The 12361-nt window shown below is 64.1% G+C and carries 13 protein-coding genes; 6 read left to right on the top strand and 7 right to left on the bottom strand.

The features are described from left to right. Positions 1-15: 15 nt before the first annotated feature. Positions 16-1005 (bottom strand): TRAP transporter substrate-binding protein, encoded by a 990-nt coding sequence (locus tag AB7G19_RS03980; RefSeq protein WP_231145451.1) that lies wholly within the window; start codon positions 1003-1005, stop codon positions 16-18. 199 nt (positions 1006-1204) lie between these two features. Here AB7G19_RS03980 and AB7G19_RS03975 point away from each other — a divergent pair, with 199 nt between their 5' ends. After that, entirely contained in the window at positions 1205-1453 is a 249-nt protein-coding gene (locus tag AB7G19_RS03975; protein ID WP_231143801.1) for a hypothetical protein, read from the top strand. Between the two features lie 23 nt (positions 1454-1476). Here the strand turns inward: AB7G19_RS03975 and AB7G19_RS03970 are convergent, their stop codons facing one another. Continuing rightward, a complete protein-coding gene (locus AB7G19_RS03970; protein ID WP_441267726.1) occupies positions 1477-2331 on the bottom strand; it encodes a TonB family protein in 855 nt (284 codons plus the stop codon). A gap of 91 nt (positions 2332-2422) precedes the next feature. Then, positions 2423-3223: an enoyl-CoA hydratase-related protein gene (locus tag AB7G19_RS03965; RefSeq protein ID WP_063980674.1), complete on the bottom strand. Its 801-nt coding sequence runs from the start codon at positions 3221-3223 to the stop codon at positions 2423-2425. A 159-nt stretch (positions 3224-3382) separates the two neighbouring features. Between AB7G19_RS03965 and AB7G19_RS03960 the strand changes: the two genes are divergently transcribed. After that, positions 3383-4357 (top strand): 2-dehydropantoate 2-reductase, encoded by a 975-nt coding sequence (locus AB7G19_RS03960; RefSeq protein ID WP_063986031.1) that lies wholly within the window; start codon positions 3383-3385, stop codon positions 4355-4357. Positions 4358-4360: 3 nt separating this feature from the next. Here AB7G19_RS03960 and AB7G19_RS03955 read toward each other — a convergent pair whose 3' ends face one another. Further along, positions 4361-5038, bottom strand: a complete 678-nt coding sequence (locus AB7G19_RS03955; protein ID WP_063980673.1) for an alpha/beta hydrolase family protein — start codon at positions 5036-5038, stop codon at positions 4361-4363. 128 nt (positions 5039-5166) lie between these two features. Here AB7G19_RS03955 and AB7G19_RS03950 point away from each other — a divergent pair, with 128 nt between their 5' ends. Beyond that, positions 5167-6312 carry an acyl-CoA dehydrogenase family protein gene (locus AB7G19_RS03950; protein WP_063980672.1) on the top strand — a complete coding sequence of 382 codons (1146 nt, stop codon included), beginning with the start codon at positions 5167-5169 and terminating at the stop codon, positions 6310-6312. Between the two features lie 6 nt (positions 6313-6318). Here the strand turns inward: AB7G19_RS03950 and AB7G19_RS03945 are convergent, their stop codons facing one another. Next, the gene (locus AB7G19_RS03945) at positions 6319-7293 is read right to left on the bottom strand and encodes a helix-turn-helix domain-containing protein (protein ID WP_063980671.1); all 975 of its coding nucleotides are present in this window, start codon (positions 7291-7293) and stop codon (positions 6319-6321) included. A gap of 158 nt (positions 7294-7451) precedes the next feature. Between AB7G19_RS03945 and AB7G19_RS03940 the strand changes: the two genes are divergently transcribed. Both AB7G19_RS03940 and AB7G19_RS03935 read left to right on the top strand, forming a co-directional pair. Continuing rightward, the gene (locus tag AB7G19_RS03940; protein WP_063980670.1) at positions 7452-8177 is read left to right on the top strand and encodes an alpha/beta fold hydrolase; all 726 of its coding nucleotides are present in this window, start codon (positions 7452-7454) and stop codon (positions 8175-8177) included. A gap of 198 nt (positions 8178-8375) precedes the next feature. Further along, entirely contained in the window at positions 8376-9986 is a 1611-nt protein-coding gene (locus tag AB7G19_RS03935; RefSeq protein WP_063980669.1) for an ABC transporter substrate-binding protein, read from the top strand. Positions 9987-10022: 36 nt separating this feature from the next. Here AB7G19_RS03935 and AB7G19_RS03930 read toward each other — a convergent pair whose 3' ends face one another. Together AB7G19_RS03930 and AB7G19_RS03925 are read right to left on the bottom strand one after the other, a co-directional pair. Continuing rightward, positions 10023-11162, bottom strand: coding sequence for an amidohydrolase/deacetylase family metallohydrolase (locus tag AB7G19_RS03930; RefSeq protein WP_063980668.1), 1140 nt, complete (start codon positions 11160-11162; stop codon positions 10023-10025). 221 nt (positions 11163-11383) lie between these two features. Next, entirely contained in the window at positions 11384-11749 is a 366-nt protein-coding gene (locus AB7G19_RS03925) for a hypothetical protein (protein ID WP_441268865.1), read from the bottom strand. Between AB7G19_RS03925 and AB7G19_RS03920 the strand changes: the two genes are divergently transcribed. After that, entirely contained in the window at positions 11668-12045 is a 378-nt protein-coding gene (locus AB7G19_RS03920) for a BA14K family protein (RefSeq protein ID WP_441268816.1), read from the top strand. The two genes, AB7G19_RS03925 and AB7G19_RS03920, sit on opposite strands and share 82 nt — an antisense overlap. Positions 12046-12361: the final 316 nt, after the last annotated feature.

Below are 12361 nucleotides of genomic sequence, written 5' to 3'. Positions count from 1 at the left end.
CAAATCCGAAATTCTTCAACGGGTGGAGCGGATGGCGGCGAGCAGATCCTTGCCGAACCGCTTCTCGAATTCCTGATCGAGCGGTTTGACCGCGTCGACGAACGGCTGGCGATCGAATGTCTCGATGACGTCCATGCCGCCGCTACGCACCTGCTCGAGCGACGCGGCATCGAGCTTCGCCTGCCAGGTCGCCTCCGCTCCCTCCTTCGCCAGCGCGATCAGCATGGCCTGGTCGGCCGGCGGAAGCTGTTCGAACATGGCACGGTTGGCGACGAATGCGATCGGCGCGAAGAAGTGACCGGTCAGCGTGAGGTATTTCTGGACTTCGTAGAGCCGGGAGCCGGCGATGGTCGGCACCGGATTTTCCTGCCCATCGAGCCGGCCGTCCTTCAGCGCGGTATAGACCAGCGGAAATTCCATCGGGACCACTTCGGCGCCGAGCGCCTTGAACGTCATCTGGTAGATCTCGTTCGGAATGACGCGAATCTTGAGCCCTTTGATATCCTCGGGCGAGCGAACCGGCCGTTTGGAATTCGTGACGTTGCGAAATCCCTGTCGGCCGATCGCCAGCAGCGTCAGCCCCTTGTCGGCGAATTTAGTGGCGATCGCCGCGCCGGCCGGACCTTGCGCCACGGCCTTCGCGTGGGCTGTGTCGCGGAACAGGAAGGGAATGTCGAACACGCCAAGTTCGGGGACGACCGAACTGACCACAGACCCCGACAGCACCGCCATATCGACCGAGCCGGCCCGGGTCGCCGCCAGGATGGCGTTCTCGCTGCCGAGCGCGTTGGTGGCCCGCTCGTCGATCACGATGCGCTTGCCGGCCGACGCCACCAGCTTCTGGCGAAACTCATCGGCTCCGATTTGCTGCGGGCTCCCCAGCTGGGAATTGAACGCCAGAGAGATCAATCGCGGTGAAGCGGCAGCCGATTGCAGAACCAGCAGCCCCGCCGCCGCGGCGACGATCGATCCGGCTTTCCAAAGTCCCAAAACTTGTCTGTGCATTCGACACCATGGCGTGACAATTGTCGTAACCCTAATGGCGGGGAATGATTGAACCCTTAAGGAAGGCCCCGCGGAATTACGGAGATTCGCCTCGATCCGCCGCCGACGAGATTTGGGACAGAGGTCCGATGCAGATGGTATCGGATTGCTATGTGATAATGAGTGGTTCGGGGGAATGACGATGGGATCAAGGATAAACGTGGCCGCCGCCATCGCGATCGGCATCATGGGCGGTACGGCCCCGGCCCGCGCCGAGGTCGCGCAATGCCGGCTCATACAGGCCAAGCCGGAGCGCGAAGCGTGTTACCAACGTCAGGAAGCCGCGCTGGCCGCCAAGCGCAAGCCGGAGCCGAGCGCGGAAAGCAAGACGCTCGAATCGATGCGCCAGATGCGGCAGGACGACGATGCCGTCTATCGCAGCATCAACAACATCTGCCGCGGCTGCTGAGATCGCAACCGAGCTCAAGGCGCCTAACGTTCCGACTGATTTCGATAGATCAGTGAGATCACGAAGGCCTCGATCGACCTGCTGCCGGGATTGAGCGCCGCCTCATCCAGCATGGCCGAGCCTGAGCTGGTTTTCACGCTGCTCGCCGCGAGCAATCCCCAGCGGGTGATGCTGAATGCAAGCTCCGCCACCCCTTCGACCCTGTCGCTGACGGCCTGCCGCGGATAGGACTTTTCGATTTGCAGCCGCGCAACCAACATGCGGCCGTATTCATCGATGGATTTCACACCGGCGCCCTTCGCCGCGCGCACATTGTCACGCGCCAGCGTGCTGCGGCCGTCGCTCGGGTCACGCTTGAGCAACCGGTCATAGTCCGCGATCGCGAGATCGAATGCCTTTTTCCGGCTGTAAGCCCATGCGCGATCCGCATAGGCGTCCCCGGAACGAGGATCGAGCTTGATCGCCCGTGTCATGTCGGCGATCCCAGCATCGAACTGTCGCAGCAAAACGTATCTCCGCCCCCGGGACAACAGGCGCGATGGCGCCGGATCAAGCCGGAGCGCCGCATCGAAATCCTTGAACGCGGCGTCATCTTCGAGACGGTACCAGTGCAGGAAACCGCGATGCATGAAGGCGTCAGCATTCCCCGGATGATTTGCAATCGCTTCGTCGAAATCGGTCAAGGCATGTGCGAAGTCGTCCTTGTCAAAATAGGCATCGGCGCGGCGGGCCAGCAGTCGGGATCGGCTCTCCTTGTTCTTCTCCTGATCGAGCAGTCTTGTGCAGATCTCGATGCGTATGTTGGAGGCAACCTTCTCGTCATTGCAGACGACGCTGTCATCGGAGCTTGCATGACCGGGCCAGATTGCGACGAGCAACGGCAGTGCAAGAATGAACTTCCGACGCATGACCTCTCAGCCCCCACACTCTCGATAGTGGTGGCCATCCAGCACATCGCCGGAGCAAAATCTACCCTTGGTTGCTCCAACGCCCCGCGCGCTTTTCGGCGAACGACGCTAGGCCCTCCGCCGCCTCCGCGCTCTGACGCTTGACCGAATGCAGGTGCACGAGCCGCTTGTACGCGGCATCGTCCACCGCCATCCCGCCAAACGAGCTCTCCAGCGCGAGCCGCTTGGTCTCGGCCATCGCCTCCGGTCCGTTGGCAAGGAGCTGCTCGACCACCTTGGCGCCGGCAGCCTCCAGCTCGGCGAGCGGGACGACCTCGTGGACGAGGCCGATGCGGCGGGCGTCTTCGGCGCCGAAGCGTTCGCCTGTCAGCGCGTAACGGCGGACTTGCCGTACACTAATGGCATCGCAAAGCTGCGGGATGATGATCGCGGCGGTCAGCCCCCAGCGCACCTCCGTGATCGAAAACAGCGCATTGTCCGCCGCGATCACGACGTCGCAAGCGGCAATCACGCCGGTGCCGCCGCCAAAACAGCCGCCCTGTACCAGCGCGATGGTCGGGATTGGCAAGGTATTGAGCCGCTGCACGGCCTCGAAGGTCGCCCGCGACGCCGCCTCGTTCGCCTCAGCCGATTGCGGCCGCACGCCGTTGATCCATTTGAGGTCGGCGCCGGCCTGGAAATGCTTGCCATTGCCCCGGAGCACGACGACGCGAAGGTTGGACTTCCTGCCGAGATCGTCCATGGCCGCGAGCACGCCTGCGATCAATGCGCCGTCATAGGCATTGTTCACTTCAGGCCGGTTCAACGTGACGGTCGCAACCCCACGCTCATCGAGGGTCCACAGGACGGGGTTGGCAGTCATCGGCGATCCTCCGGTCATCTTGTTTGCCGCCCACTATGGCTGAGGCAACTCATCCCGATCCATATCTTTCCGGCGTAGGGCGGCCGCGTCCATCGCATGGCGGCTTGTGTCATGCTGCTGCCGGGCGACATCACGGGATCAGGGACGGGACATCACACCATGCGCATCTGCATTTTCGGCGCGGGCGCCGTCGGCAGCCATATCGCGGTCAGGCTGGCCCGCGCCGGCCATGAGGTCTCGTGCGTGATGCGCGGCGCCCATCTGGAGGCGGTCCGCGCCAATGGCCTGAAGCTGCGCGTCGGCGATTCCGAGGTCACCGCCAAGGTGAACGCCTCCGGCGATGCGGCCCAGCTCGGCCCGCAGGACGTCGTGATCAGCACGCTCAAGGCGACCGCGCTGACGGGCCTGGTCGCCAGCATAAAACCGCTGCTCCATGACGACACCGCGATCGTCTTTGCGCAGAACGGTATTCCCTGGTGGTACGGCATCGGCCTGCCGCCGCGGCATCCGACGCCGCCCGACATTTCCTTCCTCGACCCCGGCGGGCGCTTGCGCGCTTGCATCCCGAAAGAGCGGATCGTCGGCGGCGTCGTCTTCTCCTCCAACGAGGTGACCGCGCCCGGTGTGGTGCAGAACCTGACGCCGGACCGCAACCGCCTGCTGATCGGCGAATGCGACGACCGCAATTGCGAGCGCATCACCAGGCTTCGCGGCGTTCTCAACGATGCTCGGCTGGAATCGCCGCCGGTGGCGGAGATCCGCGAGGCGATCTGGTCAAAGCTCCTGACCAACATGTCACTGTCGGTGCTGTGCCTGCTCACCGGCCAGACCGCGCGCGGAGTGCGCGACGACCCGGCCTTTGCCGAGGTCATTCCGCGCATGCTGAACGAGGCTAACGACATCGCGCAGCACTTCATCCCCGAGGTCAAGCGCGTGACGCGCAGCGGCCCCGCCCCCAACCACAAGCCGTCGCTGCTCCAGGATTACGAGCTCGGCCGCGCCATGGAGATCGACGTGCTGGTGAAGGCGCCCGCCGCCTTCGCCCGCACCGCCGGCCTGTCGACGCCGACGCTCGACCTGATCGCCGCGCTCGCGATCCAGAAGGCGCGGGACAAGGGGCTTTATTCCGCTTGAGCCTTAAGCGAGCTCATCGATCCAGGCCGCCAGCGTATCGAGCACCTCTGTGAGGGCCTCTTCATTCGTCCGGCCGGACTTCTTCAGCACCGCGAAGGAATGATCGCCGCCGGCGACCTCGTGCAGCGTCGCCTTCGGGCCGAGCTGCGCGATCACGGGCTTGAGGAGGCCGAGATCGGCAAGCCCGTCACGCGTGCCTTGCAGGAACAGCATCGGGATCTCGACATGGACCAGGTGCTCGGCGCGCTCCGTCGACGGCTTTTTGTCGGCGTGCAGGGGAAAGCCGAGGAAGGCGAGCCCTTTGACGTCAGGTAGCGGCGCCTTGGACTGCGCCTGCGAGGTCATGCGCCCGCCGAACGACTTTCCGCCGGCAACGAGCTTCAAGCCGGGGCAGAGCCGCGCTGCCTCCTCGACGGCCGCACGGATGGCGGCATGCGCGACCGCAGGCTGATCGGGACGCCCCAGCCTCTTCTCCATGTAGGGGAAATTGAAGCGAAGCGTCGCAATGCCTCGACCGGCGAGCCCCTCCGCAATCTTGTCCATCGATGCATGGCGCATGTCGGTACCGGCGCCGTGCGCAAGGACGTAGCAGGCGCGCGCATTGTCCGGCTGCGTCAGGATCGCCGAGACCGTGCCGATGCGCTCGATGTCGAGCTTGAGCTCCTGCATTTTGACAGCCAAGATCAGACACCCCGACAGACGCGTTTTCCGGCCGCCTTGGTAGCGTCACCGGCGCAGCCTGAAAACACAATAATTGCCGCCGCCGACCAGCCTACCAAGGCCGGAAAGCCGCATTGACCGAGGTGACCATGTCCTACCGCTCCTCCTGGATGACCGAAGAGCTCGAAATCTTCCGCGACCAGTTCCGGAAATATCTGGCCAAGGATCTGGCGCCGCATGCCGAGAAATGGCGCGAGCAGAAGATGGTCGACCGCTTCGCCTGGCGCGGGCTCGGCGAGATGGGCGCCCTGCTGGCGAGCGTGCCGGAGGAATATGGCGGCCTCGGCGCCACCTTCGCCTATGACGCCGCCGTGCTCGACGATCTCGAAAGCACGGTGCCGGAGCTCACCACCGGCGTCTCCGTGCACAGCGCCATCGTCGCGCACTACATCCTCAACTACGGCTCGGAGGAGCAAAGGAAGCGCTGGCTGCCGAAGATGGCTTCCGGCGAGATGGTCGGTGCCATCGCCATGACCGAGCCCGGCACCGGCTCGGACCTGCAGGCCGTCAAGACCACCGCGAAGAAGCAGGGCAATTCCTACGTCATCAACGGCCAGAAGACTTTTATTACCAACGGCCAGGCCGCCGATCTCGTCGTCGTGGTCGCGCGCACCGGCGATGTGGGTGCCAAGGGCATTTCGCTGATCGTGGTCGAGACCGCGGGCGCGGACGGCTACAAGCGCGGGCGCAACCTCGACAAGATCGGCCTGCATGCCTCCGACACGTCAGAACTGTTCTTCGACAACGTCACGGTGCCGCCGGAAAACCTGCTCGGCAAGGAGGAAGGCCAGGGTTTTGTCCAGCTGATGCAGCAATTGCCGCAGGAGCGCCTCGCGCTTGCGGTTGGCGCGGTCGCCTCGATGGAGCGCGCGGTCAAGCTCACCACCGAATACACCAAGGAACGGAAGGCGTTCGGCAAGCCGCTGATGGATTTCCAGAACACCGCCTTCACGCTCGCCGAGCGCAAGACCGAAGCGATGATTGCGCGCGTCTTCGTCGACTGGTGCATTGAGCGCCTCGTCGCCGGGGATCTCGACACCGTCACGGCGTCGATGGCGAAATACTGGTGCTCGGACAAGCAGGTCCAGACCGCCGACGAATGCCTCCAGCTGTTCGGCGGCTACGGTTACATGCAGGAATACCCGATCTCCCGCATCTTCATCGATTCCCGCATCCAGAAGATCTATGGCGGCACCAACGAGATCATGAAGCTGCTGATCGCGAGGTCGCTGTAGCTCTGTTCATCGCGCACGCCAATCGCGTGGGCGGCAGCCGAAGCGCTGCTTGAAGCGCCGCGCGAAGTGGGAGAGATCGGAGAACCCCCAGTCGAAGGCGATAGCGCCGATCGCGCGGCCGCCCGATGCCGGATCCTTCAGGTCGGCCGCCGCGCCCACGAGGCGGCGATCGATCACGTAGTCCGAAAATGTCGTGCCGGAGCGTTCGAACAGCTTGTGGACATAGCGCTCGCTGATGCCGACGGAGCCGGCGACCGCCGCGACCGTCAGTCCCGGCTCGCGCAGCCGCTCGTGAATGGCGCGGCGCAGCGCCAGCACGGTCGCGTCTGCAAAGCTTGCGGCTTCCGCCGTCTGCGCCCGCGAGCGGCGCGACAGGCTGAGCGCAACGAGATCGAGCAGCACGTCGAACAGCCGAATGCTGTCCTCTTCCGCCATCCGCAATGCGCCGGCGTTGAGGGAGCGCGCGGTCTCGACGATGAGGTGACCGACATGGGGATCGTCGGAGACGCGCTCGGCCCTGAAATCGAACGACGGCGGCAGCCGGTCGCGCAGGGCGCGCGACGGCACCCAGAACGAAGCGACCCCCAGCATCGGACCGCGATCGTGCAGCAGCGTCACCTCGCGGTCGCTGTCGACGATGCCGACCTGGCCGCGCGACAGGCTGACCTCGCTGTCGCCCTGGAGCATGCGGCAGCGCCCGGCCAGCTTGAAGTTGAGATAGAAGCAGCTCTCGGTCGATGCTGCGATATCGGCGCGCGAGCGATTGACGGTATGCTCGGGAAACATCACCCGGTTGATTGCGCCGGCGCCGAGCCCGATCGTCTCCACCTTCGCAGGGAAGCGCGACGTCGTCGCCGATTCCGGCGTCAGGTTCATGAATGCCTGGCAGATCGCCTCGCGGTAATAGGAAAACTGCTCGTCCGGCCGCGTCACTGCGGTGTTCCAGACGACGTGCCGCGGCCGGCTTGTGACCTGCTCCATCAGTTCGCTCCGAGACCAATCCGGTTCAGCGCCAGCCAAGCGGAAAATGGCCGGCCGGTTCACACTTCGCACAACAAGAATTGTCCGCTGCGCCTCGCGAGCGCCGCAAAGGACCCACGTCATGCCGATCTAACCACACCCTCGGGAGCAGCTACAACATGTCGACCTACGTTCTCGTCCATGGCGCCTGGCACACCGGTGCCGAGTTCGAACCCGTCGCGGCCCCGATCCGCGCCGCCGGCCACAAGGTCTATACGCCGACAATCAAGGGCAATCGCCCCGGCGATGCCAAGACGACCGGGCTGAAGGACGCGATCCAGTCGATCGCCGACTATCTCGCCGAAAACAATCTGAAGGACATCGTCCTGCTCGGCCATTCCTATGGCGGCATGATCATCACCGGCGTCGCCGACCTCGCGCCCGAGCGCATTCGCCGCCTGGTGTATTGGAATGCCTTCGTGCCCAACAACGGCGAATGCCTCAACGACATGGTGCCGCCGCACTTTATCGGGCTGTTCGAAGCGATCGCGGCCGAACGCGGCGACAGCTCTGTGGTGTTGCCCTTCCCGATCTGGCGCGAAGCCTTCATCAACGATGCCGATCTCGAGACCGCGCAGCGCGCCTATGACGTGCTCAACCCGCATCCGTTCGCGACTTTCACCGACAAGATCGCGCTCAAGACCAATCCGGCGGAGATGCCGCTGGCAAAGTCCTACATCAACTGCACCGAGGACGTCGCGATGCCGCACAGCCATCCCTGGCATCCGCGGCTCTCGGAGAAGCTCGGCCTGTTCCGTCTGGTGCAGGTGCCGGGAAGCCACGAGCTGTGCTTCTCCGATCCGGCGCGGCTGGCCAAGGCGATCATGGAGGCGGGGCGCGACTGACGCGCGTCCGTCAAGAGCGCGACGACTTTCGACGATTGCTCCTACCGCCGGCTTCGGCGGCACAGCCCTTGCTTGTCCGCTAACGAATCCAGATCGGTAGAAGCAACCCCTGCTTGTCACGTGTGGCTCCCCGCCATACGCTGCCCGTGTTCGGCAACCGCCATCTGGTTTCGTTTTGCGTCAAGTCAGGAGAAGCGAATGGTTCACGTCTCGCGACGGAAACTGCTTCAGCTTGCGGCTGTTGCGCCATCGGCACTTCCTCTGGCCTGGACGTCGGTTGTATCTGCCGCGACCGGAAAGAAGACCCTGAGCGCGGTGATGCAATCGGACCTTCGCGTCACCGACCCTGGCTTCACGACAGCCATCATCACCCGCGACCATGGCTACATGGTCTACGATACGCTGCTCGGCATCGATTCCAGCTTCAAGGTGCAGCCGCAGATGGCCGACTGGACAGTGTCCGCGGACAAGCTGACCTACACCTTCACCTTGCGCGACGGCCTGAAGTGGCATGACGGTGCACCGGTGACGGCCGAGGATTGCGTGGCCTCCCTGAAGCGCTGGGGTACGAGCGTCGACGGCATGGCGCGCAAGCTGATGGACTTCACGGCCGGTATCGAAGCCGCGGACGCCAAAACAATCGTCTTCAAGCTGAAGGAGCCCTATGGCCTGGTGCTGGAGACGATCGCCAAGCCATCGTCGGTCTGCGCCTTCATGATGCCCAAGCGGCTTGCTGAAACCCCGATCACCAAGCAGATTCCCGAGCAGATCGGCTCCGGCCCGTTCAGATTCGTCGCGGCCGAATTCCAGCCCGGCGTGAAGGCCGTCTACGAAAAGAACACCGACTATGTGCCGCGCAAGGAGCCGGCCGAATGGACCTCGGGCGGCAAGGTGGCCAAGGTTGACCGGGTCGAGTGGATCACGATGCCGGACGCGCAGACCGCGCTCAACGCGCTGCAGTCAGGCGATGTCGATTTCGTCGAGACGCCGCCATTCGACATGCTGCCCGCGCTCGAGTCCAATCCGGACATCAACGTATCCATCCTGAACAAGTTCGGCTTCCAGTCGTTCGGCCGGATGAATTTTCTGCATCCGCCATTCGACAATGTGAAGATCCGCCGCGCCGCGATGCTGGCGATCAACCAGAAGGACGTGCTCGACGCGCAGATCGGCAATCCCAAATACTACAAGCTGTGCGGCGCGTTCTTCATCTGCGACACGCCGCTCGCCAGCGACGCCGGCGGCGAGACCCTGATAAAGGGCAACGGCATGGCGGACGCCAGGAAGGCGTTGGCCGAGGCCGGTTATGACGGCACGCCCGTGGTGATCCTGGCGCCGACCGATCAGATCCTGCTGAAGGCGCAGCCGGTCGTGGTCGCACAGCTGTTGCGCGACGCCGGCTTCAAGGTCGATCTGCAGGCGATGGACTGGCAGACCGTGGTCACCCGCCGGGCAATCCAGAAGCCGCCGAAGGAAGGTGGCTGGAACATGTTCTTTACCTACCAGGGCGCCGCCGACTCCTTGAACCCGCTGGTCAACGTCCCGATGGTCGGCAAGGGCACGAGTGGCGGCTGGTACGGCTGGTCCGAGGACCCCAAGCTCGAGGAGTTGCGCGATTCCTTTGCCCGCGCGACCTCGCCCGAGGAGCGCAAGAAGATCGCGCTTGAGGTGCAGAAGGAAGCCTACGACCAGGTGATCTACGTCCCGCTCGGCCAGTTCCAGGCGCCGAGCGCCTGGCGCAAATCGCTCACCGGCGTGATCGACGGCCCGGCGACGCCGATGTTCTGGAATGTAGACAAGAACGAGTAGCTTCCTCTCCCCGTTCTCACGGGAAGAGGCAAAGCCCTAATTCGGATGCCACCAGCGGCCGCCGATCACGACGCCCTCGGAGACGATCTTGCGATCCCCGATCAGGTGCTCGCCGACGACGTCCTCATAGTCGAACTGGCCCTGCCTGACCGTAACAAGCGTGGCGTCGCCGACGCTACCGGGCTTGAGGCTGCCGAGCTCGGGACGCCGCAGCGCCATGGCCGCGTTCACCGTCGAGGCGGCGACGACGTCCGACAGCTCCATGCCCATGCACAGGAATTTCGACATGGTCGTGACCTGGTCGAACGCCGGGCCGTCGATGCAGAGCTGATGGATGTCGGAAGAGATCGTGTCGGGATAGAAGCCGTTGGCGAGCATCGCGCGCGCGGTCTTGAAGGCGAACGAGCCCTTGCCGTGGCCGATATCGAACAGCACGCCGCGCTCGCGCGCGTCCAGCACCGCCCTCTTCACTGTGCCTTGCGCGGTCGCCGGCGTGTTGGGGAAGGGGCGGAACGCATGGGTCAGCACGTCGCCCGGACGCAGGCGGCCCAGCACCTCCTCGTAGCTCGGCGGCGGATGGTCGATATGCGCCATCAGCGGCATGCCGACCTCGTTCGCGACCTCGAGCGCGATGTCGAGCGGCACGATCCCCGACGTGCCCGAGGAGTGCAGCCCCACGCGCACCTTGATGCCGACGATGAGGTCGCGGTTGGCATCGGCCACCTTGGCCGCCTCGATCGGGTTCATCAGCCGCAACTCCTCGCTCTCGCCGACCATGATCCGGTGCGAGAAGCCGAAGATGCCGGCATGCGAGACGTGCAGATAGGCGAGGATGCGGACCTGGCTCGGCTCGATCACATGCTTGCGGAAGCCCGCGAAATTGCCGGGACCGGCACTGCCGGTATCGACCGCAGTGGTGACGCCGGAGAGGCGGCAGAATTCCTCGGCATCGATGCCGAGCGAGGTGCCGCCCCAATAGACATGGGTGTGCAGATCGATCAACCCCGGCGTCACGATGTAACGCGAGACGTCGCGCACATCGGTGCCCGGATCGGCCTTGAGCCCGGTCCCGACGGCGGCGACCTTGCCGCCGGCAAAGGCGATGTCCGTCACGGCATCGAGCTTCTGGGACGGGTCGACCACACGGCCGCCGCGCAGGATCAAGTCGAAAGGCATTGTTGTCTCCGGATGGGGTAGCGAGGCGTGGCCGGCACGTCGGCAAGGCCAGGAAGGACGTCTTTCGCTTCTAGCAAATTTTGCGCCGACGAGCGTGGCAAACTGCGACGATTGCCCATGACAAAATGGCGATCCCGGGACGACTCGAACTTTCAACCCATGTTTTACGAAACCGCTCTCAGGTCAACAATATCAGCGGCCTGTTCGCTCGGATTCCGGCTTCACGTGCGAAGCTGAAACATCCGCGGCCTATTGAAAAGACGGCGAGCGCGCATCCGGCAAACATGGAGTCGTCGGCAGGTCTCGGGCCAATGAGTGTCCGGCAAAGGTCGAGACGTGGCCGACATCATGTAGCTGGAGAAAAAACGATGGAACGACTGAAATTGCTTGGCGTGATCGCTCTTTGCGCAACCTTGGCGCCGGGAGCGGCCGCCTCTGCGCGCGGCGGCGGACATGGGGGCGGTGGACATGGGGGCGGTGGCGGACATTTCGGAGGCGGCGGCGGATTTCACGGTGGTGGGCACTTCGGAGGCGGCGGAGGCTTCCACGGCGGAGTTGGTCACTTCCGGGCCGCCGGCGGCTTCCATGCGCCACGTCCGTCGCGGCCGGCGCCGGCTTCCATGGCGGTCAATTCCATCATGCCGGATTCCGGCATCGCTACCGCCACGCATTTGCTTACGGCGGGGGTCTTGGCCTTGGCGGCGCCTTAGCGCTGGGCGCCTATTCGGGCTGGCCTTACTATGGCGGCTACGACGACGGCTACTACGGCGATTACGACGACTCCGCTGATGGCTCGTCCTATTGCGAACAAAAATATCGGTCGTACGACCCGGCTTCGGGAACGTATCTCGGCTACGATGGCAAGCGACACCCCTGCCCATAGCTCGATGTGGTGATGTCTTCGAGCCGTGCTCGCCGGCACCTTGGGAATCCCTGAGATCGCTGACGACGCACGGCTCGAATTGCCGGCGCGTTGCTGTTGCCAGTCTCCCCAAAGCAATATGGTTGTGACGAATGTCGTTGGGAGGCTGCTGATCAATCAGCTCATGATGCGTAGCGTTGCGAAACCACCACGCTCCGCCCCTGGCGGCATCAAGCTAAGTCATCGAAAAGCTGGCGATCCCGGCATGACTCGAACATGCGACCTACGGTTTAGGAAATAGCTGGTTTTGGCTTACGCATGCTAACCAACACTATCA

Source organism: Bradyrhizobium sp. 215_C5_N1_1, from assembly GCF_052075935.1.
GTDB lineage: Bacteria > Pseudomonadota > Alphaproteobacteria > Rhizobiales > Xanthobacteraceae > Bradyrhizobium > Bradyrhizobium barranii.
This window is presented reverse-complemented; position numbering and strand designations above follow the sequence as displayed.